The organism is Mesorhizobium zhangyense (assembly GCF_011045115.1).
Lineage (GTDB): Bacteria > Pseudomonadota > Alphaproteobacteria > Rhizobiales > Rhizobiaceae > Mesorhizobium_M > Mesorhizobium_M zhangyense.
This window is the reverse complement of the sequence record NZ_JAAKZG010000001.1, coordinates 601,726-624,401: the sequence shown is the minus strand read 5'-3', so window position 1 is coordinate 624,401 and position 22,676 is coordinate 601,726. Positions and strand designations below refer to the sequence as shown.

General features: G+C 60.4%; 26 protein-coding genes. 18 read left to right on the top strand and 8 right to left on the bottom strand.

The annotated features are described in order from the left end of the window. Positions 1-99: 99 nt before the first annotated feature. The 5 genes from G6N74_RS03075 to G6N74_RS03055 all read left to right on the top strand — a co-directional run bounded on the left by G6N74_RS03075 (position 100) and on the right by G6N74_RS03055 (position 4,348). Positions 100-1,500 (top strand): L-serine ammonia-lyase, encoded by a 1,401-nt coding sequence (locus G6N74_RS03075; RefSeq protein WP_165114151.1) that lies wholly within the window; start codon positions 100-102, stop codon positions 1,498-1,500. A gap of 209 nt (positions 1,501-1,709) precedes the next feature. Beyond that, entirely contained in the window at positions 1,710-2,147 is a 438-nt protein-coding gene (locus G6N74_RS03070) for a DUF1489 family protein (RefSeq protein ID WP_165114149.1), read from the top strand. An 83-nt stretch (positions 2,148-2,230) separates the two neighbouring features. Beyond that, entirely contained in the window at positions 2,231-2,842 is a 612-nt protein-coding gene (locus G6N74_RS03065; RefSeq protein WP_165114438.1) for a class I SAM-dependent methyltransferase, read from the top strand. A 79-nt stretch (positions 2,843-2,921) separates the two neighbouring features. Then, entirely contained in the window at positions 2,922-3,656 is a 735-nt protein-coding gene (locus tag G6N74_RS03060) for a vWA domain-containing protein (protein WP_165114147.1), read from the top strand. Continuing rightward, positions 3,653-4,348 (top strand): DnaJ domain-containing protein, encoded by a 696-nt coding sequence (locus G6N74_RS03055; protein ID WP_165114144.1) that lies wholly within the window; start codon positions 3,653-3,655, stop codon positions 4,346-4,348. The genes G6N74_RS03060 and G6N74_RS03055 overlap by 4 nt, the downstream gene beginning before the upstream one ends. A 31-nt stretch (positions 4,349-4,379) precedes the next feature. Here the strand turns inward: G6N74_RS03055 and G6N74_RS03050 are convergent, their stop codons facing one another. Beyond that, on the bottom strand, positions 4,380-5,810 hold the full coding sequence (locus G6N74_RS03050; protein WP_165114142.1) for a D-alanyl-D-alanine carboxypeptidase: 1,431 nt from the start codon (positions 5,808-5,810) through the stop codon (positions 4,380-4,382). Positions 5,811-6,083: 273 nt separating this feature from the next. On the opposite strand from G6N74_RS03050, the gene G6N74_RS03045 reads away from it, so the two are divergent. The 3 genes from G6N74_RS03045 (at position 6,084) to clpA (ending at position 9,500) form a co-directional block, all read left to right on the top strand. Then, positions 6,084-6,413 carry a phasin family protein gene (locus G6N74_RS03045; RefSeq protein ID WP_165114140.1) on the top strand — a complete coding sequence of 110 codons (330 nt, stop codon included), beginning with the start codon at positions 6,084-6,086 and terminating at the stop codon, positions 6,411-6,413. A 271-nt stretch (positions 6,414-6,684) separates the two neighbouring features. Further along, the gene (gene clpS, locus G6N74_RS03040) at positions 6,685-7,014 is read left to right on the top strand and encodes an ATP-dependent Clp protease adapter ClpS (RefSeq protein ID WP_091916871.1); all 330 of its coding nucleotides are present in this window, start codon (positions 6,685-6,687) and stop codon (positions 7,012-7,014) included. Between the two features lie 8 nt (positions 7,015-7,022). After that, entirely contained in the window at positions 7,023-9,500 is a 2,478-nt protein-coding gene (gene clpA / locus G6N74_RS03035; protein WP_165114137.1) for an ATP-dependent Clp protease ATP-binding subunit ClpA, read from the top strand. Between the two features lie 84 nt (positions 9,501-9,584). On the opposite strand, the gene G6N74_RS03030 is transcribed toward clpA, so the two are convergent. The 3 genes from G6N74_RS03030 to G6N74_RS03020 form a co-directional block, all read right to left on the bottom strand. Further along, positions 9,585-9,758 (bottom strand): hypothetical protein, encoded by a 174-nt coding sequence (locus G6N74_RS03030; RefSeq protein WP_165114135.1) that lies wholly within the window; start codon positions 9,756-9,758, stop codon positions 9,585-9,587. Positions 9,759-9,795: 37 nt separating this feature from the next. Beyond that, positions 9,796-11,073: an ammonium transporter gene (locus G6N74_RS03025; protein ID WP_165114133.1), complete on the bottom strand. Its 1,278-nt coding sequence runs from the start codon at positions 11,071-11,073 to the stop codon at positions 9,796-9,798. Positions 11,074-11,379: 306 nt separating this feature from the next. Next, entirely contained in the window at positions 11,380-11,799 is a 420-nt protein-coding gene (locus G6N74_RS03020) for a VOC family protein (RefSeq protein ID WP_165114130.1), read from the bottom strand. A 281-nt stretch (positions 11,800-12,080) separates the two neighbouring features. On the opposite strand from G6N74_RS03020, the gene G6N74_RS03015 reads away from it, so the two are divergent. Together G6N74_RS03015 and G6N74_RS03010 are read left to right on the top strand one after the other, a co-directional pair. After that, positions 12,081-12,839 carry an AzlC family ABC transporter permease gene (locus tag G6N74_RS03015; protein WP_165114128.1) on the top strand — a complete coding sequence of 253 codons (759 nt, stop codon included), beginning with the start codon at positions 12,081-12,083 and terminating at the stop codon, positions 12,837-12,839. Beyond that, the gene (locus G6N74_RS03010; RefSeq protein ID WP_165114125.1) at positions 12,836-13,183 is read left to right on the top strand and encodes an AzlD domain-containing protein; all 348 of its coding nucleotides are present in this window, start codon (positions 12,836-12,838) and stop codon (positions 13,181-13,183) included. Before G6N74_RS03015 ends, G6N74_RS03010 begins: the two co-directional genes overlap by 4 nt. Here G6N74_RS03010 and G6N74_RS03005 read toward each other — a convergent pair. From G6N74_RS03005 to G6N74_RS02990, 4 genes are all read right to left on the bottom strand, one after another. After that, positions 13,180-13,608, bottom strand: a complete 429-nt coding sequence (locus tag G6N74_RS03005; RefSeq protein WP_165114122.1) for an HIT family protein — start codon at positions 13,606-13,608, stop codon at positions 13,180-13,182. The two genes, G6N74_RS03010 and G6N74_RS03005, sit on opposite strands and share 4 nt — an antisense overlap. A gap of 89 nt (positions 13,609-13,697) precedes the next feature. After that, entirely contained in the window at positions 13,698-14,921 is a 1,224-nt protein-coding gene (locus G6N74_RS03000; RefSeq protein WP_165114120.1) for a GNAT family N-acetyltransferase, read from the bottom strand. A 47-nt stretch (positions 14,922-14,968) separates the two neighbouring features. Further along, positions 14,969-15,712, bottom strand: coding sequence for a glycerophosphodiester phosphodiesterase (locus G6N74_RS02995; RefSeq protein ID WP_312857827.1), 744 nt, complete (start codon positions 15,710-15,712; stop codon positions 14,969-14,971). Continuing rightward, entirely contained in the window at positions 15,712-16,176 is a 465-nt protein-coding gene (locus G6N74_RS02990; protein ID WP_165114114.1) for a RidA family protein, read from the bottom strand. The genes G6N74_RS02995 and G6N74_RS02990 overlap by 1 nt, the downstream gene beginning before the upstream one ends. 138 nt (positions 16,177-16,314) lie before the next feature. Between G6N74_RS02990 and G6N74_RS02985 the strand changes: the two genes are divergently transcribed. The 8 genes from G6N74_RS02985 (at position 16,315) to G6N74_RS02950 (ending at position 22,594) form a co-directional block, all read left to right on the top strand. After that, positions 16,315-17,151: a cell envelope integrity EipB family protein gene (locus G6N74_RS02985; protein ID WP_165114111.1), complete on the top strand. Its 837-nt coding sequence runs from the start codon at positions 16,315-16,317 to the stop codon at positions 17,149-17,151. Between the two features lie 13 nt (positions 17,152-17,164). Further along, complete coding sequence (locus tag G6N74_RS02980; protein WP_165114108.1) at positions 17,165-17,479, top strand: DUF4031 domain-containing protein; 315 nt, start codon at positions 17,165-17,167, stop codon at positions 17,477-17,479. A 215-nt stretch (positions 17,480-17,694) separates the two neighbouring features. After that, entirely contained in the window at positions 17,695-18,489 is a 795-nt protein-coding gene (gene rpsB / locus G6N74_RS02975; protein ID WP_091916797.1) for a 30S ribosomal protein S2, read from the top strand. Between the two features lie 123 nt (positions 18,490-18,612). Beyond that, on the top strand, positions 18,613-19,536 hold the full coding sequence (gene tsf / locus G6N74_RS02970) for a translation elongation factor Ts (protein WP_165114105.1): 924 nt from the start codon (positions 18,613-18,615) through the stop codon (positions 19,534-19,536). 146 nt (positions 19,537-19,682) lie between these two features. Then, positions 19,683-20,405, top strand: a complete 723-nt coding sequence (gene pyrH, locus G6N74_RS02965) for a UMP kinase (RefSeq protein ID WP_165114102.1) — start codon at positions 19,683-19,685, stop codon at positions 20,403-20,405. Positions 20,406-20,451: 46 nt separating this feature from the next. Beyond that, the gene (frr, locus tag G6N74_RS02960; RefSeq protein ID WP_165114099.1) at positions 20,452-21,012 is read left to right on the top strand and encodes a ribosome recycling factor; all 561 of its coding nucleotides are present in this window, start codon (positions 20,452-20,454) and stop codon (positions 21,010-21,012) included. A gap of 38 nt (positions 21,013-21,050) precedes the next feature. Further along, positions 21,051-21,770 (top strand): isoprenyl transferase, encoded by a 720-nt coding sequence (locus G6N74_RS02955; protein ID WP_165114097.1) that lies wholly within the window; start codon positions 21,051-21,053, stop codon positions 21,768-21,770. 11 nt (positions 21,771-21,781) lie between these two features. Continuing rightward, complete coding sequence (locus G6N74_RS02950) at positions 21,782-22,594, top strand: phosphatidate cytidylyltransferase (RefSeq protein ID WP_165114094.1); 813 nt, start codon at positions 21,782-21,784, stop codon at positions 22,592-22,594. Positions 22,595-22,676 lie beyond the last annotated feature (82 nt).

The window sequence follows — 22,676 nt, the reverse complement described above, 5'->3', positions numbered from 1 at the left end:
GGGAAGCGCCAAGCTTCGCCTGACAAAAGCGCCCAAACATCCATATATAGATGAGACAAGCGCAGCCCGCGCTTTGCAGTCCGTGGAGACCAACCGCTCGTGTTCCTGTCGGTATTCGACCTCTTCAAGATCGGCATCGGTCCGTCCAGTTCGCACACGATGGGCCCCATGACGGCTGCAGCCCGCTTCCTGGCGGAAATGCTGAGCGACGACTGGCCGCGCCCGGCAGGCGCGAAGGTCGATCGCGTTGCCGCCAGCCTGCACGGTTCGCTTGCCTATACCGGCGTTGGCCATGGCACCGACCGTGCCGTCATCCTTGGGCTGGTCGGCCAGACACCGACGACCGTAGACCCTGACCTTTCCGATGCGATCATCGAGAAAATCACGGCTGAGAAGCGCGTAGCACCCCCGGGCCATCCATCCTATCGCTTCGATCCGGCAACCGATCTGGTGCTGGACAAGAAGACGCCGCTGCTCGGCCACGCCAACGGCATGGCCTTTTACGCCTACGATGCCGACGACCGGCTGCTGCTGAAACGCATCTACTATTCGATCGGCGGCGGCTTCGTGGTTTCCGAGGAAGAGCTTCAGCGCCTGAAATCGCGCGGCGACACGTCGACCGGCCCGAAGGTGCCGTATCCGTTCAAGAATGCCGTCGAAATGCTGGCCATGGCGGGCAAGAGCGGGTTGTCGATTGCCGAGATGAAGCGCGTCAACGAGGAGACGCGCCAGTCGCGCGACGAACTCGACTCCGGCCTGGATGCCATCTGGGGCGCCATGAAAAGCTGCATCGAGCGCGGCCTGTCGCAGGACGGCATCATGCCGGGCGGGTTGAAGGTGCGCCGCCGTGCCCGCCAGCTTCATGACAAATTGCAGGAAGAATGGCGTCAGAACCGCCCGAACCCGCTTCTGGCCAATGATTGGCTGTCGATCTACGCCATGGCCGTCAACGAGGAGAACGCTGCCGGCGGCCGCGTCGTTACAGCGCCGACCAATGGCGCTGCCGGTACGCTGCCTGCGGTGCTGCGCTACTGGCTGCATTTCCATCCCGAGGCCGATCAGGCTGGCATTCGCGATTTTCTGCTGACGGCTGCCGCCGTCGGTGGCATCATCAAGACCAACGCCTCGATTTCAGGCGCGGAAGTCGGGTGCCAGGGCGAGGTCGGTTCGGCTTCGGCAATGGCCGCCGCCGGGCTTTGCGCCGTCATGGGCGGCACGCCGGAACAGGTGGAAAATGCCGCCGAGATCGCGCTTGAACATCATCTCGGCATGACCTGCGATCCCGTCGGTGGGCTCGTGCAGGTGCCGTGCATCGAACGCAACGCGCTGGGAGCGGTGAAGGCGGTGACGGCCGCCTCGCTGGCCATCAAGGGCGACGGCAAGCATTTCGTGCCGCTCGACGCGGCCATCGAAACCATGCGCCAGACCGGCATGGACATGAACGAGCGCTACAAGGAAACCAGCCTGGGCGGCCTTGCCGTCAACGTGGTGGAGTGCTGAGAGACCGTTTGGAAACTCTACTTTGGCGGCCGTCTGATGGCGTTTTCTGCGCTTCCGTTGCTCACGGACCCGAATGTCCGCTGCGCTACGGTTCTCGAAACCACCACCACATGACTCGCCAAAGCGAGTTTCGAAACAGTCTCTAACCCGGGCTGTGGAGAACGGCGATTTGAATTGACGACGCCGATGCCGGCGCTAAACCATTAGCCATGGCCCTGAACCTCATAAAACTCTGCGTCGGCTGCGACAGCGTCGAGGATCTGGAAGAGTGGATCGCCTTCCGGCTGGACGAGCGCCGGCGCAACGGCGAACCGGTCGAGCAGTATCATACGACCCGCATGATGCCGACGCGCGGCGCGGAGCTCATTGATGGCGGTTCGCTCTATTGGGTCATCAAGAGCAACGTCCAGTGCCGGCAGCGGCTTCTCGATATCCGGCCTTTCACCGACGAAGAGGGCATTTCGCGCTGCCACCTGGTGCTTGACCCTGCCGTTATCCGCACCGACTGGCAGCCGCGCCGCGCTTTTCAGGGCTGGCGCTATCTGAAGGCGCCCGATGCTCCCGCCGATCTTGGTTCCGGCAATTCCGGCCTGGTGGAAATGCCGCCAAAACTGCGCCGCGAACTGGCCGACCTCGGACTGCTTTGAGTTCACCCGCCGATAATTCCGAAGTGCCGGGTGCAATCGCCAAACCGGCTGACCACGCTCCAGCAAGCTTCATCCGCGCGCACATGCATGTCATCGCAGTGCCTTTCGTGCCGGAGATCAGGCTTTACACGGCGCATCCGGGCAGCGGGTTGCGGCGCCTGACCGAAGCTGAAGGGGATGCAGACCCTTTACCCCCTTACTGGGCCTATCCCTGGGCGGGCGGATTGGTGTTGGCGCGGTATTTCCTTGATCGATCGGAAACGGTGACAGGCCGGCGGGTGCTCGATCTTGGGGCAGGCTCCGGGCTGGTTGGCATTGCGGCGATGAAAGCCGGTGCAAGCGAGGTGATCGCCGCTGAAATCGACCGCAACGGCGTTGTCGCAATCGGCCTCAACGCAGAGGAAAATGGTGTCTCGATCACGGCAATTGGAAGCGATCTCACGTTTGGCCCGCCGCCCTCGGTGGATATCGTGGCCGTTGGCGACCTCTTTTACGAAAGCCAACTCGCGGAGCGCGTTATGGCCTTTCTCGATCGATGCCTCGATGCCGGCATCGATGTCCTGATCGGCGATCCGGGGCGGGCATATCTGCCGCGTTCTCGGCTGCGGCAACTAGCCGAATGTCGGGTGCCTGATTTCGGGGTAGGCCGGGACACCGACATGCGCCCCAGCGCCGTTTTTGTTCTCGAGCGATGAAGCCGCGCATCAAGCCGTTTTTACCCATGATGCGCTAACCCGGCTTGCAAGCAGCGCCATCCCGCCACATCTTCCTCTCATGAGTGAGAAGAAGCCGCCTGCATCCATCGCCAATCGTGCCTCGCCGCCTGAAAAGCATTCGAGCGCAGGGGACGTCGAAGCTTTCGTGCGGCAGGCACGAGCGCTGGGCCAGGCGAAGGGATCGGGTTCTGGCCGCCTCATTCTGGCGTTGGATGCGACGATGAGCCGGCAGCCGACATGGGATCTCGCCTGCTCGCTGCAGGCTGAAATGTTCGACGCCGTGCAGCATGCAGGCTCGCTCAATGTCCAGCTCGTATATTTTCGCGGGCTCGGCGAATGCCGTTCCTCGCAATTCGTGGCCGATACGGCATCACTGAAGCGTTTGATGATGCGGATCTCCTGTCAGGGCGGCCATACCCAGATCGGCAAGGTTCTTTCACATGCACTTAGCGAAGTCGGGCGCTCCAAAATCGGCGCGCTCGTCTATATCGGCGATGCGATGGAGGAGGATGTGGACGATCTTGCGGTGAAGGCGGGCAATCTCGGCCTGCACGGCGTCCCTGTGTTCGTCTTTCAGGAAGGGCGAGATGATCTCGCGGAAGCTGCCTTCAAGGAAATCGCGCGGTTGTCGAAAGGTGCATGGTTCCGCTTCGATCGCAATGCGCCGGCGATGCTGGCAAAACTGCTTTCCGCGATCGCGGTCTTCGCTACGGGTGGCTTGAAGGCCCTTGAAGCGCGTGGGCGCGAGGAGGACCGCCTTATGATCGAACATCTGCGCGGCAGGTCCGGATGACGCTTCTGCTTGGAATTCTGAGCCTTGCGATGCTGCTGCTGGTAGTTGGCACGATTTTTCTGCGCGCCGAACCCGCCAGCCTTGCCAGAACGGCGACACTCGCCGGGCCAATAGCCGTCGGGCTTGTGGGCGTCGTCTTTCTGCTTGTCGGTCGTGTGGGCTTTGGCGGTATGCTGCTGTCGGCAGCGTTTGCCTGGTATTCGTCCGGCCGTATTCGCGCTTCGAAGAAAAAGACGCCGGGAAAGCGCTCGACAGTGCGTACAGCCGCACTTGAGATGGAGCTTGACCACGACAGCGGTGTGCTGGAAGGCATGGTGCTTGCCGGCCGGCACGAGCAGAAGATGCTCAGCGCCATGTCACTGAAAGAACTCAAGGAGCTCTACGCAGACCTCTCCGGTGACCAGGAGAGCCGTCAATTGCTAGAGACTTATCTTGATGGCCGGTTTCCCGTCTGGCGCGAAGACGCGGATGCGCACGGTAGCGACGGGCATGGTGTTGCGCCAGGTTCTGGCGCCATGACTAAGGAGGAGGCCTACAAGATCCTTGGTCTTGAAACGGGGGCCACCGCGGCGGATATCCGCAAGGCGCACCGCCGCCTGATGCAGCGCCTGCACCCCGATCTCGGAGGCACGTCTTTCCTGGCGGCGCGGATCAACGAAGCCAAGGACGTCTTGCTCACCAATCACCATTAGTCTCCTTCGACACGAAACAACCCGGAGTGTTTCAGTTGTTCTGAATTGCGTAGCAGGCGATTTTCTTCTTCTTCAGTGCAGCGCAGGCGTCCCACGCGGCGGTCTTGGTGCCGAAGCCGCCGAAGCGTGCGCGATGGTAAGTCACGCCGCCTTTTTCGAACTGCACGGTGAAGGCTGCAGCGTCAGAAAGAAGCTTGGGAGCCTGCTGGCTGGCCTTGGAAAGGAATGCCTGGGCTTCTTCGCGGCTCGGCGACGAAGCAACCTGGATCGCCCAGCCTGACGGGCCAATAGATGCGGTATGGGCCGGATCGACTTCCTGCTGGATGGCAACTGCCTGATCGACTGCAGCCGTACGCTGTTCAGCAACCTCTTCGACCTCAGCCTGCGGCCTTGGCGCCGGATCGGCATAGGCCTGCATGACAGGGGCAGCGACCGTTTCCGGCGTGCGTGCAACCTTGCGCTTGACGACGGCAGGCGCTTCATCGGCAGCAACCACGATATCGGCCCCCGGGCGCGTATCCGGGGTCGGCGCGTCATGCTTGGGCAGCAGTACCTTGGCGATCGCACCGATCGGCGAGGTGGTGGCGCTGGCAATCAAAGGACCGCCCTTGCCGCCGTTGGAAGCCTGGGGCAGGTACTTCTTGATCAGGTCGGCCATGTGGTTGTCGCGGGCAGCACCGCTGGCGCCGCCCATGACAACAGCGACGATGCGGCGATTGCCGTCGGAAACCGACGAGACGAGATTGAAGCCGGAAGCATTGGTATAGCCGGTCTTGATGCCGTCCACGCCCTTGATGCGGCCGAGAAGACGATTGTGGTTCGGCATGCGCTGCCGGCCATACGTGAAGGAGCGGGTGGAGAAATAGCCGTAATACTGCGGGTAGTGCTCCTTCAGCGCGATGCCGAGCATGGCCATGTCGCGGGCGGTGGTGAACTGCGCCGAGTTCGGCAGGCCGTTGGCGTTGCGGAAGACGGTGCTGTTCATGCCTAGGCTGCGCGCCTTGGCGGTCATGATGCGCGCGAAATTGTCCTGCGAGCCGCCGAGAAGCTCGGCAAGTGCTGTGGCTGCGTCATTGGCCGACTTGGTGACGAGCGCGTAGATCGCGGTTTCGACAGTGACCGAACCGCCCGCTTTCACGCCGATCTTCGTCGGCGGCTGCGCGGACGCCTGGGCGGAGAAGGGGACGCGGGTGTCCTTGTTGATCTTGCCGCGCGAGAGCGCTTCGAAGGTCAGGTACAGCGTCATCATCTTGGTCAGCGATGCCGGAAAGCGTCGCGATTCCGAATTCGCCGAGAACAGCGTCTTGCCGGTATTGGCGTCGACGACGATCGCAGCATATTTCGCATTCGCCGATGCCGAACCAACTGCCGCCACGCACATCGTAATGGCGAGGAAGGCTGCGATTGCGGATTTTGCGGAGAATACTTTTCGGAGAGCAATGCCTGCAAACGCTTGACGCACTGTTACACCCTTTGGATTTTTGTTGCACCCGAGGCGGCAAAGGCTCCTGCCTCACTTTCCGGTCACAGTAGGGTCACAGCGTTACCAATCCGTTTATGGTAACCGTAACGTTCACCATTTTGTTTTGGATTTAGGATAAATTTATCTTTCGCCGCTGCTGCGAATTGCCTGCCTTGGGGGCATCTCCGATTGACTTTTTGTGCATCGCACAATAAATTAGCGGCATCGCACAAAAAAGCGCCAGACCAACCGACAACGAAAGGGAATGCGCAGATGATGCAGTCGTTTGAAGACACGAGCAAATTCGGCAAGGAATTCATGGACAACAGCCTGAAGAGCTTTGCATCCGTCTCAAAGAGCGCTCAGGCGATCGCCGTTGAAGCGGGCGAGTACTCCAAGAAGTCGTTCGAGAGCGGTTCTGCTGCGTTTGAAAAAGTGATCTCGTCGGGTTCGTTGGAAAAGGCCCTCGAAATCCAGACCGACTACGCCAAGCAGGCCTATGAAGGTTTCGTTGCCGAGGCTACCAAGCTCCAGGAGCTCTATGCCGACCTCGCAAAGGAGGCTTACAAGCCCTTCGAATCGATCATTGCCAAGGCGAAGTAATTTTTCGCGATTGATGCATTCGCGGAGCTTACCGCTCTGCCATAAACCCGGTTGCCTTGCGCAGCCGGGTTTTTTCGTACTTCTTGTTCGTTATCCGATCACGATTGACTGAAATCGTCGCTCCTGAAACGAGCAAGCATATTGTCACCAAGAAAGAAGGGCTTAAAATCTGGTGTCGACTACCTACATTCGAGTTTCGGGTGAGGATCCCGCGAAAGGCATGGTACAAGTGACGAACGGCGGGGATGCCACTACCAAGCGAGTGGCGCATATGCAGAATGGCCAGGATGGGGGCAATGGCCCCGGTCGCGGCACAGCCGTAATCACGCGCACGAAGACCAAGACAAAGAAGCCCAGCCTTTATCGGGTTCTGATCCTCAACGACGACTACACGCCGATGGAATTCGTCATCCATATTTTGGAACGGTTTTTCCAGAAGGATCGCGAAGCCGCTACCCGCATCATGCTGCATGTTCACAATCATGGCGTCGGCGAATGCGGGGTCTATACATTTGAAGTGGCCGAGACCAAAGTGTCCCAGGTCATGGATTTTGCCCGTCAGAATCAACATCCGCTGCAATGCGTGATGGAGAAGAAATGAGGTACTGAATGCCGGCTTTCTCCCAAGGCCTGGAAAAGGCGCTGCACCAGGCGTTGACACTCGCCAATGAGCGCCACCATGAATATGCAACCCTTGAGCATCTGCTGCTGGCGCTGATCGACGACGCCGAAGCGGCCGCCGTCATGCGTGCCTGCAACGTCGATCTCGACGATCTGAAGCACACGGTGCTCACCTATATCGATACCGAACTCGACAATCTGGTCACCGGCTACGACGAGGACTCCAAGCCGACGGCAGGATTCCAGCGCGTCATCCAGCGCGCGGTTATCCACGTCCAGTCTTCGGGCCGTGATGAAGTGTCGGGCGCCAACGTGCTCGTGGCTATCTTTGCCGAGCGCGAGAGCCACGCTGCCTACTTCCTGCAGGAACAGCAGATGACCCGCTACGACGCGGTCAACTACATCTCGCATGGCATTGCCAAGCGGCCGGGCGCCAGCGAAAGCAGGACGCCTCGCGGTGCCGAGGACGATCAGTCCGGCGGTTCCTCCGGCGGCGGCGACGCCCAGGAGGAGGGCGGCAAGAAGAAGCAGCAGGACGCGCTTACCGCCTACTGCGTCGATCTCAACAAGAAGGCGCGGGCCGGCAAGATCGACCCGCTGATCGGCCGTGAGTCCGAGATCAACCGCACCATCCAGGTGCTGTGCCGCCGCTCGAAGAACAACCCGCTCTATGTCGGTGATCCCGGCGTCGGCAAGACGGCGATCGCCGAAGGGCTGGCCAAGCGTATCGTCGAGGGCGACGTTCCCTCGGTGCTCGCCGACGCCACGATCTTTGCGCTCGACATGGGTACCCTGCTTGCAGGCACCCGCTATCGCGGCGATTTCGAGGAGCGTCTGAAACAGGTCGTCAAGGAGCTCGAAGAGTATCCGGGCGCGGTCCTGTTCATCGACGAGATCCATACGGTGATCGGCGCCGGTGCCACCTCGGGCGGTGCGATGGATGCATCGAACCTGCTCAAGCCGGCGCTGTCTTCCGGCGCGATACGCTGCATCGGCTCGACCACCTACAAGGAATTCCGCCAGTTCTTCGAGAAGGACCGTGCCCTGGTGCGGCGCTTCCAGAAGATCGACGTGAACGAGCCGACGGTCGACGACGCGATCGAGATCATGAAGGGCCTGAAGCCCTATTATGAGGACTTCCACAAGGTAAAGTTCACCAACGAAGCCATAAAGGCTGCGGTGGAGCTCTCGGCACGCTACATCAACGACCGCAAGCTGCCGGACAAGGCGATCGACGTGATCGACGAGACCGGTGCCTCGCAGATGCTTCTGCCGGAAGGCAAGCGCAAGAAGACGATCGGCATCAAGGAAATCGAAGCGACCATCGCGACGATGGCCCGCATTCCGCCGAAAACCGTTTCTGCCGACGACGAGCAGGTTCTGGCCGGTCTCGAGACCGAGCTGCGGCGTGTCGTCTACGGCCAGGATACGGCGATCACTGCGCTGTCTTCGGCGATCAAGCTGGCACGTGCCGGCCTGCGCGAACCGGAAAAGCCGATCGGCTCCTACCTGTTCTCAGGCCCGACCGGCGTCGGCAAGACCGAAGTCGCGCGGCAGTTGGCTCTGTCGCTCGGCGTCGAGCTGATCCGCTTCGACATGTCGGAATATATGGAGCGCCACACAGTCTCGCGGCTGATCGGCGCGCCTCCCGGCTATGTCGGCTTCGACCAGGGCGGTCTGCTGACCGACGGCGTCGACCAGCATCCGCATTGCGTGCTGCTGCTCGATGAGGTCGAAAAGGCGCATCCGGATCTGTTCAACATCCTGTTGCAGGTCATGGATCACGGCAAGCTGACCGACCACAACGGCAAGCAGATCGACTTCCGCAATGTCATCCTGATCATGACCACCAATGCGGGCGCATCGGATGCGCAACGTGCGGCGATTGGTTTCGGCTCGACCAAGCGCGAAGGCGACGATGTCGAGGCGATCAACCGGCTGTTCACGCCGGAATTCCGCAACCGTCTCGACGCGATCATCCCGTTCGGTACGTTGCCGGTTCCGGTCGTGCACAAGGTGGTAGAGAAGTTCGTAATGCAGCTTGAAGCCCAGCTTTCGGAGCGTGGCGTGACCTTCGACCTGTCGCCGGATGCGATCGCCTGGCTTGCCGAGAAGGGCTATGACGAGCGCATGGGTGCCCGGCCGCTCGGCCGTGTCATCCAGGAGCACATCAAGAAGCCGTTGGCCGATGAGGTTCTGTTCGGCAAGCTCAAGAAGGGCGGCACCGTCCGTGTGACCGTCGAGAAGAAGGAAACCGGCGAGACCGGCCTGAAGCTCGAAACGCTTGCCGATGAACTGCCGGTCAAGCCGAAGAAGGAAGAACCGAAGAAGCTTCCGGCAAAGAAGCCGGCCGCAAAGAAGGCGGTTGCGAAGAAGCCTGTGGCAACGGCGAAGCCGAAGTCCCCGCCGAAGGGCAAGGACGGTACGAAGCGCAGCTTGGTACCGCAGCTTCCACGCAAAGGCTGACCGGCCAAGGCATCTGAACCCAGAGACGAAAAACCCGCCGGCGAAAAGCCGGCGGGTTTCTTTTTGGCGGACGATAGAGCCGTCTTATTTGCCGTTCAGTTTCCTGGAACTGGCGTTCTCGTGCTTGACCATGCTGACGATGGTGTAGACGCAGGCAGCAATGGCCGCGAGACAGAAGATGGCCAGCAGGGCCGGTTTGTCGGCGAAGGTGAAATAAGCCTCCGCGCCTTCCCAGGCGGTGATCGGTGCGCTGTTCATGATGAAACTTCTCCGCTTATATCTTTGATTGCGTTCATTATTCGGCTGGGCTGAGTGCGCCGTCGCCGAAGGCGGGGATGCGTGATTCAGGATAGGCTTTCACCGGAACCTCGGCGAGGTCGAGACCGGCTAGTTCTGCGGCTTCGCTGCTGCGCAGCAGGCCGAACATCTTGAGCACATAGGAAAGCACGTAGCCCGGCAGGAAGCCGAGGACGGCGAACACCAGCATGCTCTGGACCTGACCAAGGAACGAGATCGCCGGTCCTTCCACGTTCGGATATCCCGAAGCGAAAATGCCGCAAGCCACCAGGCCCCAAACACCGCCGAAGCCGTGAACGGCGACTGCGCCGACTGCATCGTCGATCTTGAATTTGGTGAGCAGCAATTGGTTAAGCTTCGGAACGACGCAGCCGCCGGCAAAGCTGATCATGAAGGCGAGCGGCGGATAGTAGACATCAAGGCCCGGCGCAGACGAGATAACGCCGACCAGTGCACCCGACATCATCCAGAACGGATCGCGGGTGACGAGATAGCAGCCAAGCATGCCGCCGGCGACGCCCATCAGCGTGTTGAAGGCGAAGGCCGAAAGCGTGGTCGGCGTGTTGTAGATCGTCATCCAGGTGTCGCCGGTGTAGATGATGCAGCCGCCGAGGAAGCCGAAGAAGCCCATGACAATCAGCATCAGGCCGATCAGCGACATCGGCATATTATGTCCGTTGATCTCGTTGACGCTGCCATCCGCATTGAAGCGGCCGATGCGCGGCCCGAGATTGATCAGCACGCCGAGCGTGAAGAAGCCGGCGACCATGTGGACGCAGCCTGCGGCTCCGATGTCGTGAAGACCCCAACTCGTGGTCAGCCAGCCGTTGGGATGCCATCCCCACGACGCGCCGAGAACCCACACCATAGAGCCGAGCACTATAGCGAGGATGGCAAAGCCGGAAATGCGGATACGCTCGATGACCGAACCTGACATGATAGATGCGGTGGTTGCCGCAAAGAGCGTGAACGCGGCCCAGAAGATGCCGGAAGCGTTGTCGCCGAGGTTCGGCCCCATTGCCTGCACCCAGGGCAGGGCGTTTGCGCCTGCTTCCGATATGGTGAAGCCGGTCGGAAAAGCGTTGTAGATGAACCACCCGACGAAATAGAAGAACGGTACGAGGAATGCGAAGGCGACGAGGTTCTTGACGCCCGAAGCGAGTGCATTCTTGGCGCGGGATGCGCCCATTTCATAAGCGAGAAAACCCGCATGGATGGCGATCATCAATGCGGTGCACCACCAGTAAAATATCTCCGCATTGACGGCGGTGGCCATCTTCAGAGACGCCTCCAGCGCCTCTATCTTGGTTTGCAGTTCTGCCGGTTCCGTTATTGTACCCCTCGGTGTTGTTGCGACGACACCTCCCGGCCTTCCCTGAATTTTCTCCCTTTGATTATGCCGCCTTTGGCGGTCCGCTATGCTGCGAATATCCCGGTCTCAAAACTCCCCCTGCTTTGAAAGCGGGCATCTTCACGCTATGCAAAGAAAACAGGCAATGCAAATGTTTTTCTCTTCAGGAAAGAGCCTTGAATTTCGCGAAAAAGCCGGCCGCGCCTGAGCGCGACCGGCATCTCGTTTTACCTAAAGACCGAAGGTGACCATGCCGGACGGGCTGATGGCCCAGGCCGGGTTCCACGCGATTTCCCAGGCATGATCGTCCGGATCGGTGACGTAGCCGGTGAAGCCGCCATGCGGCGGCTCGGTCGGGGCTTTCAGAAGGCGCCCGCCGGCTTTGACCAGGCGATCCATTGTCGGCTGGACTGCATCTCTGGTTGGAACATTATGGCCCATGGCGAAGGCGCCAGGCTTGACCAGCTTGCGTCCCATATCCGCGGAAAGCGAGGTTTCCAGCCAGGTTCCGAGCACGAAACCGTTCATCTGGTAGAAGACGATATCTTCGTTCTGAAAAATCGGCTGCCAGCCGAACCCTTCGACATAGAAGCGCCGTGACCGCACCAGATCGGCGATGCCAAGGGTGAGTACGGAGACTTGCTGTTGCATTGTTCATATCCCTAACGTTTGCGCTGACACACCATGCGACAGAGCTACGTCATGGGACTTGGCGCAAGCGCCAGACAGAGTCTCCCGCAGGAAACGACCGGGCTAACCACACCGATCCGCCTTTTTCGACGCCTACAGCGTAGCGCAGGCCATCTGCCGGCTCAAGCTTCGCCGGCGTGTCTGTTGTAATCTCCTGCCATCTTGATCGGCGTTGGTTGGCATGTTCTGGCCCACGAATTTCACGTCGCCTCGGCTTTTCGCATGTGCTAAGCGGCAAAGCGATGTCCGACGAAGCCACCGCAATTTCCCTCGATGCCGAAGCCGACACTGCCGGGCGCTTGGTCTGGTATTTGCGCGGCGTCCGCGCTGCATTCTCCGTTCCCGGCCTGCTCCTCGCCAGCGCTCATATCGGCTTTGCCGGATTGGCAAAGGAAGCGGGACTGACGCTGGTTCAGACCGTTTTCATGACAGGTACCGTCTGGGCGCTGCCGGCCAACGTCGTTCTTATCGGCGGCATTCTATCGGGCGCTTCGCTGCCGGCGGCAGCCTTTGCCGTGGCACTGTCTTCGGTGCGCCTCATGCCGATGGTCGTGGCGCTGGTGCCGGAATTAAAGGGCACTCGCACGCCGAAGTGGTTTCTTTATTTCCTGTCTCATTTCGTTGCCGTAACGTCCTGGGTGCTGGCGATGGAGCGGCTTGGCGGCATCCCGCGCGAGATGCGCACCAGCTATTATGCCGGACTGGGACCAACACTGGTCCTGGTCAACATGGTCGTGGTAGCGGTCGTCTTCCTGCTGGCCGACAGCCTGCCGCCGACGGTCGCGGCCGCCCTTTTCCTGCTTACGCCGATGTATTTTCTCACCTCGCTATGGGGCTCGGCGCGCGAGCGGGCAGGGCACGTCGCGATGGTTCTGGGTTTGGTACTCGGACCCGCCTTCCACTTGATCTGGCCGGGCTTCGACCTGCTTCTAGCCGGCCTCATCGGCGGCGGCGGTGCCTATATCTTCCACCATATGACGCGGAAGAGGGCAGCCCGGTGACGTTTGGGTCGATAGATGCCTGGTGGTGGCCGTTTCTGTTCATCCTCGTCGCCGGATGGCTGGCAACCGACGCCTGGCGTTTCCTCGGCGTCTATTTCGGTGGGCGCATTTCAGAGGATTCGGATGTTCTCGTTCTGGTGCGCACCGTCGCCACGGCACTTGTGGCAGCGGTCATCGGCAATCTGATCATCTTTCCAAGCGGTGAGCTGGCGGGAACGCCTGTCGGCTTGCGCATCGGTGCCGCCGCGATCGGCTTTGCCGCCTACATGCTGCTCGGCAGGCGTGTGCTCGTTGGCATCATCGCCGGCGAAGTCGCTCTCCTGGCCGGGCTCTACCTGCTTTAGCTGTCAGCGAGGGCGGCGCGTATCTTCTCGGCGTTGGCAGCCAGAATCTCAGGCTTTTCCATTGAGCCCGTATGCGGCTTCAGCGCCACGCCTTCGAAGCGGGGCAGGATGTGGACGTGGAGATGGAACACCACCTGGCCGCCCGCCGTTTCATTGAACTGCTGGACGGTCACGCCGTCGGCCGAAAATGCCTTCATCACAGCGCGTGACAATTTCTGCACCGTGCGCATGACTGCCGCGAGGCTATCCGGCTCCACATCAAAAATGTTGCGCGAGGCTTTCTTGGGAATGACCAGGCAATGGCCGTCGCCGCGCGGCATGATGTCCATCAGCGCGAATGTATCCGCATCCTCGTAAAGCTTATGCGACGGCAGTTCGCCACGCAGGATTTTCGCGAACACGTTGCTGTCGTCGTAAGCCATCATCTGCCTCTCATGATCCGGTTAGAGCGGTCATATTCATTTGATGAAGGGCCTGCAATCAAGGTGGCAATGCGGAGTGCAGGAAAATTGCCTCAAGGCGCGGGATCGTTGTCGGTCTTGCGGAAAGGTCCATGCTCTTCGAGATATTCGCTCATGCGCTCGACTTCGCGGCGTTCGCGCTCCAGATATTCGGCAACCGCGTTCCTCAGGCCAGGGTGGGAGATGTAGTGGGCCGAATGGGTCGTCACCGGCCGATAGCCGCGCGCCAGCTTGTGCTCGCCCTGCGCGCCGGCTTCAACCACCTTCAGGCCCTTCTCAATCGCGAAGTCGATCGCCTGATGGTAACAGACCTCGAAATGCAGAAAGGGATGGTCCTCGATGCAACCCCAGTTGCGCCCGAATAGCGTGTCGGAGCCGATGAAGTTAATGGCGCCAGCGATGTAGCGGCCGTTGCGCTTGGCCATCACCAGCAGCACGTCGTCGCGCATGCGCTCGCCGATCAGCGAGAAGAATTTCCGATTGAGATAGGGCCGGCCCCATTTTCGGCTGCCTGTATCCATGTAGAAGGCAAAAAAGTCGTCCCAGGCGCGCTCGGTGAGATCGCTGCCGGTCAGCCAGTCGATCGAAATGTCGTTCGCAACTGCCTCGCGGCGTTCCTTCTTCATCGCCTTGCGCTTGCGTGAGGCGAGGGTGGCGAGAAAATCGTCGTAGTTCGAGAAGCCTTCATTGAAAAAATGAAATTGCTGGTCGGTGCGGGCAAGAAAACCGGCGCTTTCGAGCGCGGTCATGTCATCCTGCTCGGCGAAGGTGACATGAGTAGAGGAAACGCCAAGTCGGTCCGTCAGCAGCTTCAGCCCAGAGGCGAGGGCGGCTCTTGCCGCATTGGCATTCACTCCTTGCGCAGCAAGCAATCGCGGTCCTGTCGCCGGCGTGAACGGCACCGAAGCCTGCAGTTTGGGGTAGTATTGCCCGCCCGCGCGCTCGTACGCGTCGGCCCAGCCATGATCGAAGACATATTCGCCCTGGCTGTGCGATTTCACGTAGCATGGGACCGCGCCGAGAACCGCGCCGTCTGGCGCCTCGAGCCGCAGATGGTGCGGCTGCCAGCCGGCGCGACGCGAGACACAGCCTGATTCTTCGAGAATGTTCAGGAAATCGAATGAAACGAACGGGTTGTACGGTCTTTCGGATACGCAGCGCGAGGCGCCGGAAAACCTGTCCCATTCGTCACGGGAAAAAGCGTTGATACTGTCGACGGTGCGGATGACGTATTGGCCATCCGCCTGCTTTCCCTGCCCGTCGCTTTCGCTGTCCATGAAGCTTTAGATACGTCGCCGTTTTTGCAGTGCAAGAGGATTTTGGCTCACGAAGTCAGATTGGCGTCCGGGTCGAAGCCTTCGAAGGTCATCTGGTCGGCATGCGCGAAGGTGTGCTCCACCATCGCTTGGTCCCGAACGGTCCAGGTGATGACCGGCATATCGAGCTTTTCCCGCACGAAATCGACAAAGCGGTTGGGCAGTTCCGTCACGCTGTAGGAGGTGAAGGAAATGCCGTAGGTGAGCATCGAGAAATGCGGTTCGACCTCGTGGTTCTTCGTGCCATAGGCGGTCAGGCCGGTCGGGATTTTCTTCGCATGCGCCGGAAACTGGCGGATCAGCCAGTGGTCGAAGGACATGATTGCGGCTTTGCCTTTGTAGCCATGCAGCATGTCGCACACGCGCTTCACCAGCCCGTCATCACGTCCGGGAATGCCCTTCAGTTCAACGACCAGCGGCACGCGCCCATCGACGAGGTCGAGCAATTCCCTAAGGGTGGGGACGTGATCGGCGGTACCGCCGACCCGCAATACTCCCAATTCGCCAGCCGTTCGCTGCCAGATGAAGCCGTCCGTGCCGGTCAGGCGTTCCAGGCCGTTATCGTGAAAAATCACCGGCACACCGTCCGACGACAGATGCACGTCGCATTCGATGGCAAAGCCCTTGTTGATGGCGCGGCCAAAGGCCGACAGCGTGTTTTCCCACACTGTCTTGTTCTGGTCATGGTAACCGCGATGGGCGATCGGCCGGGCCGTCAGCCAGGAAATATCGGTCATGGCTCTGCTCGCTATCAGGCGACTTCGATGATGGCTTCGATCTCGACGGCGGCATTCAGCGGCAGTACCGCCACGCCGACGGCGGAACGCGCATGCTTGCCTGCATCGCCAAGCGCTGCGACCAGGAAGTCCGATGCGCCATTGGCGACGAGATGCTGCTCGGTGAAGTCGGGAGACGAAGCGACGAAGACGGTGATCTTCACCAGCCGCTTGATCTTGTCGAGATCGCCGACTGCCGCTTTGGCCTGTGCCAGGATGTTGATGGCGCACAGCTTTGCCGCTTCCTTGCCGGCGGCCGTATCGAGATCCCGGCCGAGCAGGCCGGTAGCGACGAGCTTGCCGTCCTTCAGCGGCAACTGGCCGGCAGTGAAGACGAACTTGCCGCTCTGCATGAAGGGCACGTAGTTTGCGGCAGGGGCTGCAGCCTGCGGCAGGTAGACGCCCAGATCCTTGAGCCGGTTTTCGATTGTTTCGCCCATCGTCTTTCCCTATGTCTTAATGGTGGAAATCGGTTGTCGCGCGCAAACTGCTATTTTTGCCTCGCTTCCGCCACGACTTTTTTTAAAGTGACCATCTTTCCAGCGGCCAATCCGGACCGCGCCGATCGGAGCGTCTTCATGCGCGCATTGCGCCTTGCCTTGCTTGCCCTTGTTTCACCGTCGGCGCTGCTTGCCGTGCCTGCCTTTGCCGCAACACCTCTGGCGCCGCATCGCGCGGTTTACGATCTCGTCCTCGACAAGGCCTCCGATCGCTCCGGCATAACCAGTCTTTCCGGCCGCATGGTCTACGAGTTCAACGGTTCGCCCTGTGAAGGCTATACGGTCAAGTTCCGCTTCGTCACGCAGATCGACTCAGGCGACAACTCCCGCGTCACCGATCAGCAGACAACGACTTTCGAGGACGCGGAAGGCAAGACCTTCAGCTTCGTCACGAAGTCGTTCGTCGACCAGAATCTCGACAAGGAAGTGAAAGGCACCGCCACGCGCGAGGATGACGGGCTCAAGGTCGCCATCGACAAACCCGAAAAGAGCGATCTCGAACTGTCGGCCACGCAGTTTCCGACCCAGCACCTGGAAGAGCTGATCAAGAAGGCCAATAGCGGCGAGACATTTTACGAGACCAATTTGTTCGACGGTTCGGAGGATGCCGACAAGGTGATGACGACCACCGTCATCGTCGGCAAGAAGACAGAGTCGGATGCGGACAAGAGCGACCCGGAACTGCCAGCACTCAAGACGCTCGGCAAAGACAAGTACTGGCCGGTCGAGATCGCCTATTTTGATGATCAGGCAGCCGGTGGCGGCGAGGAAGTGCCGGAATATCGAATCAGCTTCAAGCTGCACGAAAATGGCCTGACCCGCGATCTGATGATGGACTATGGCGAGTTTTCGATGACCGGCAAGCTGGTCAACCTGTCGCTGTTTCCGGCTCCCACGCAGAAATGCGACAAGTAGGCGTATTCGGCTGATGGCGGTCTATGTCGACGATGCGATCTGGCATTGGGCGGGCCGCCGCTGGTGTCACCTGATGGCGGACGACATGACTGAGCTTCATCGCTTCGCAGCCCAGCTCGGCCTGCATCGCTCGTCCTATCAGGGGCCGCCGAAAACCACCGCGCCTCACTATGACATCACCGCCTTCGAACGGGACCGCGCTCTGAGGCTCGGAGCGGTTGCCTGCAGCCGTGAGGAAATCGTCACCGTTTTCAGGCGCGTGAAGGTTCATGCGGGCAAGAAAATACCGGCGCAGGTTCGCGCTATCCCGATCGCCGAAGTAGCCTGAAGCGCGCAGCAAACCATGCGCGCTTGCTTTTCGAGTATTCAACCTCTATATGCGCGCTCATTCCACACACGGACTTTGGTGTCTGCCCGGGAGAAATCCGGCTGAAACCTCCGGTGGCGTTTTACGGCCCGAACGCGAAAAGTCATGAGACTTTTCGGACAAGGCCGGAAGATCGTCAGTTTGTCCGTGGAGGCTAACCGGAAAGGAAACTAAGAATGGCTCTGCCTGATTTCAGCATGCGCCAGCTTTTGGAAGCTGGCATTCACTTCGGCCACCAGACCCACCGCTGGAACCCGAAGATGGCGCCCTACATCTACGGCGCTCGCAACAACATCCACGTTATCGATCTGTCGCAGACGGTTCCGCTGCTCCACCAGGCGCTCAAGCAGGTGTCCGACACCGTCGCCAAGGGCGGCCGCGTTCTGTTCGTCGGCACCAAGCGTCAGGCTTCGGACATCGTTGCCGATGCCGCGCAGCGTTCGGCCCAGTACTACGTCAACTCGCGTTGGCTCGGCGGCATGCTGACCAACTGGAAGACGATTTCGAACTCGATCCAGCGTCTGCGCAAGCTCGACGAAATGCTGGCCGGCGAAGCTCAGGGCTTCACCAAGAAGGAACGCCTGAACCTTGATCGTGAACGCGAGAAGCTGAACAAGGCTCTCGGCGGCATCAAGGACATGGGCTCGACGCCTGACCTGATGTTCGTGATCGACACCAACAAGGAAGCGATCGCCATCCTGGAAGCCAAGCGTCTCGGCATTCCGGTTGTTGCGGTTCTCGATTCGAACTGCGATCCGGACAAGATCGATTTCCCGATCCCGGGCAATGACGACGCGGCACGCGCCATCCAGCTTTATTGCGACCTGATCGCCAAGGCTGCGATCGACGGCATCGCTCGCCAGCAGGGCGCTCTCGGTGTCGACGTCGGCGCTGCGATCGAAGCTCCGGTCGAGCCGGCTCTCGACGAGACGCCTGCTGCAGCCCCCGAAGGCTCCGCGCCCGAGGCTTAATACCGCGAAGGCCGGTCCCCGGCCTTCATTTTTCTGAAATTTGGCGTGGATTGTCGCGCTGGCGTCAGGCGCATCATCGATTGTTCGATGGTGCGCCCGCGCATTTCGAACAAAGAGGCAAAAATGAGCATTTCAGCTGCACAGGTTAAACAGCTCCGCGACATGACCGGCGCGGGCATGATGGATTGTAAGGCGGCTCTCGCCGAGACCAATGGCGATATGGAAGCTGCCGTTGACTGGCTGCGCGCCAAGGGCATTGCCAAGGCCGACAAGAAGGCTGGCCGTACCGCCGCTGAAGGCCTGATCGGCGTTGCTGGCGACGCGACCAACGCTGTCGTCGTCGAGGTGAACTCGGAGACCGACTTCGTCGCCCGCGCCGAAGGGTTCCAGACAATCGTCCGTAACGTGGCCAAGGTCGCGCTCGAAGTCGGCGGCGAGACCGAAGCGGTCGCTGCTGCCAAATATCCGGGCTCTGACAAGTCCGTCGTCGACGCGATCAAAGACGCCGTCGGCACGATCGGTGAAAACCTCTCGTTCCGCCGTTCGGCCAAGCTGTCGGTTTCGTCGGGCGCTGTCGCGACCTACGTTCACAATGCCGTTGCCGACAATCTCGGCAAGCTCGGCGTGCTCGTCGCCGTCGAGACGACTGGCAATGCGGACGCTGCGCGCGCCTTCGGCAAGCAGGTTGCCATGCATGTTGCTGCGACCAACCCGCTGGCTTTGACCGCCGAGGAAGTCGATCCGGCTGCGGTTGCCCGTGAAAAGGCGATCTTCACCGAGCAGGCCCGCGAATCGGGCAAGCCGGATAATGTCATCGAGAAGATGATCGAAGGCCGCATGCGCAAGTTCTACGAGGAAGTCGTTCTTCTGAAGCAGGCTTTCGTGCTCAATCCCGACGTTACGGTCGAGGCCGCACTGAAGGCTGCCGAGAAGGAAATCGGCGCTCCCGCCAAGGTCACCGGCTTCCTGCGTTTCGCCCTCGGCGAAGGCATCGAGAAGGAAGAGACCGACTTCGCAGCCGAAGTCGCTGCCGCGGTGAAAAAGTAACGCCGCTTCAAACTCTTCTATAGCGTTATGAACAGGGCATCGCGTGACAACGCGGTGCCCTTCGTGTATCGCCACCTTCCGGAGGAAGCGTGAACCTCGTGTCTCGCTTGGAATGCCGCGACCACACCAGACATGATGAGGAAAATATGACGGCAGAACCCTTGTATCGACGTGTCTTGCTGAAAGCGTCGGGCGAGGCGCTGATGGGCGAGCAGCATTTCGGTATCGATGTGTCAGTGGTCGACCGGATCGCCTCCGACATTGCCGAGGCGAGGGCGCTTGGCGTCGAGGTGGCCGTGGTCATCGGCGGCGGCAATATCTTCCGCGGCGTGGCTGTTGCCTCGAAGGGTGGCGACCGCGTCACCGGCGACCATATGGGCATGCTGGCGACCGTCATCAATTCGCTGGCGCTGCGCACCTCCCTGGTCAAGCTCGGCGTCGAAGCGGTGGTGCTTTCGGCCATCGCCATGCCGGAGCTCTGCGAAAGCTTCTCGCAGCGCCAGGCGACCGCCTACATGAACGAAGGCAAGGTCGTGATTTTCGCCGGCGGCACCGGCAACCCGTTCTTCACCACTGATTCGGCAGCCGCCCTGCGCGCCGCCGAGATTGGCGCCGATGCGCTGTTTAAGGGAACCCAGGTCGACGGTGTCTACTCGGCCGATCCCAAGAAAGACTCTACCGCGACGCGTTTCGATCGCATAACCCATGACGAAGTCATCAAGCGCGGGCTTTCGATCATGGATACGGCCGCAATTGCGCTTGCGCGCGAAAACAACATCCCGATAATCGTCTACTCGATACACGAGCAGGGCGGTTTCGGCGAAATTCTCAAGGGCGGTGGCCGCTGCACGGTCGTCGACGACATATAAACTGCAAGGACTGACCTTGTAATCCAGAGGTCAAGGAGAAGAAAAGATGAGCAACGGGGCAGATTTCAACGACATCCAGCGGCGCATGGACGGCGCGATCAACGCCTTCAAGCACGATCTGGCCTCGCTGAGGACCGGCCGCGCGTCGAGCAATCTTCTCGATCCGATCCAGGTTCAGGCCTACGGCACTGCGATGCCTATCACACAGGTCGCCACTGTTTCGGTGCCGGAGCCGCGCATGATCTCGGTTTCGGTGTGGGACAAGTCGATGGTCGGCGCTGTCGACCGCGCCATTCGTGAATCCAATCTTGGTTTCAATCCGATCATGGACGGCACGACCTTGCGCATTCCCCTGCCGGAACTCAATGAGCAGCGCCGCAAGGAACTGGTCAAGATCGCGCATAACTATGCCGAAAATGCCCGCGTGGCTGTGCGCCATGTACGCCGCGATGGCATGGATCATCTCAAGAAAGCCCAGAAGGACGGGGATATCAGCGAAGACGACTCGCGCATCCAGTCCGACAAGGTTCAGAAGCTGACTGATGATACGATCAGCATGGTCGATAGCCTGCTGTCAGGAAAAGAAGCCGAGATCATGCATGTTTGAGGCACGCACGGCATAGCCGGCGGCCCGAAAGCGAACCGATGACAACGCCCGCGCACGTCGCGATCATCATGGATGGAAATGGCCGCTGGGCCAAGGCGCGGGGCTTGCCACGCCTTGCCGGGCACAAGGCGGGGGTCGAGGCGTTGCGCCGCACCGTGCGCAATGCTGCCGATCTCGGCATCTCGTGGCTGACGGTCTACGCCTTTTCCTCCGAGAACTGGTCGCGCCCGAAATCGGAAGTCAGCGACCTGATGGGGCTTCTGAAGCTGTTCATCCGACGCGATCTTGCCGAACTGCATCAGAATGGCGTGCGTGTCCGCATCGTTGGCGAGCGCGCCGATCTCCAGCCGGATATCGCAGCTCTGCTCGATGAGGCCGAATCGCTCACGGCAAACAACCGCGCCATCAATCTGGTCATCGCCTTCAACTACGGCGGTCGCGACGAAATCGTCCGCGCGGCCCGCAAGATTGCGGCGGATGCACTGGCTGGCAAGATCGGACTCACAGAAATCACATCCGAAACCGTCGCCAAGGCTCTGGATACAAACGACATTCCGGATCCAGACCTCGTCATCCGCACGAGCGGCGAAATGCGCCTTTCCAATTTCCTGCTCTGGCAGGCTGCCTACAGCGAATTTGTTTTCGAGCCTTGCTACTGGCCGGATTTCACCCGGGAGCACCTGGCTGAAGCGCTTCGCCAGTATGCGGCGCGTGAGCGCCGATTCGGCGGCCTGGACGCGCGAGGCGTCGCATCTTGAGCGGCGGCGCTATGAGCAATCTCCAGTTACGGGTGATCTCCGGCATCGTCATGGCTGCGGCAGTGCTGCTCCTGGCGTGGCTGGGTGGCTTGCCGTTTCGGATATTGTCGGCAGCGATTGCCGCCGCAGTCTTCTATGAGTGGTGCGCAATGTCCCGCACATCTGCCAATCCTGCGTATCAGGCGCTTTCGGCGATCCTGTTAGCTGCCGCACTGATTGTGCTCGTGGTCGGTTTCCCGGCCGCGATAGTGTTTGCCGTCCTGGCATGCGCTGTCGTCGCCTCTGCCCTGACGGGGCTAATCCGGGGGCAGGGTACCTGGACCACGGTCGGCCTTGCCTATGCAGCCCTATCGGGTGTTTCGCTCGCTTTCCTGCGCGATGCAGATAAATCCGGCCTGATGGCGATCCTGTTTTTGTTCGCAACCGTTTGGGCCACCGATATCTTCGCATACTTCGTCGGCCGCGCTATCGGCGGACCCAAGCTGGCGCCGTCCATTTCTCCGGGAAAGACCTGGAGCGGAGCCGTCGGCGGAACCGTTTGCGGCATGATCGCGGGGCTTGCGGTGGCTTTCTTTGCCGGCGGCAACCTGTTGACGCTCGTTCCCGTGGTGTTTTTGCTTTCCGTTGCCTCGCAGATCGGCGACCTCTTCGAATCATGGGTCAAGCGCCGCCATAGGGTAAAGGACTCGAGCAACCTCATTCCCGGTCATGGCGGCGTGATGGACCGGGTCGACGGGCTTGTCGTGGCTGCCTTTGCCCTGTACGTCATCGGCGCACTTCTCGGTGGCGCGGATCATCCGGCCAGCAGTCTGTTTCCGGCCTGAGGCGAAAAAGCCGCGCTGCGATCTTCGCTCGGCATGATGCCTTGGATTCGCCCGGTTTGACATCACACACTCACGGCGCGGG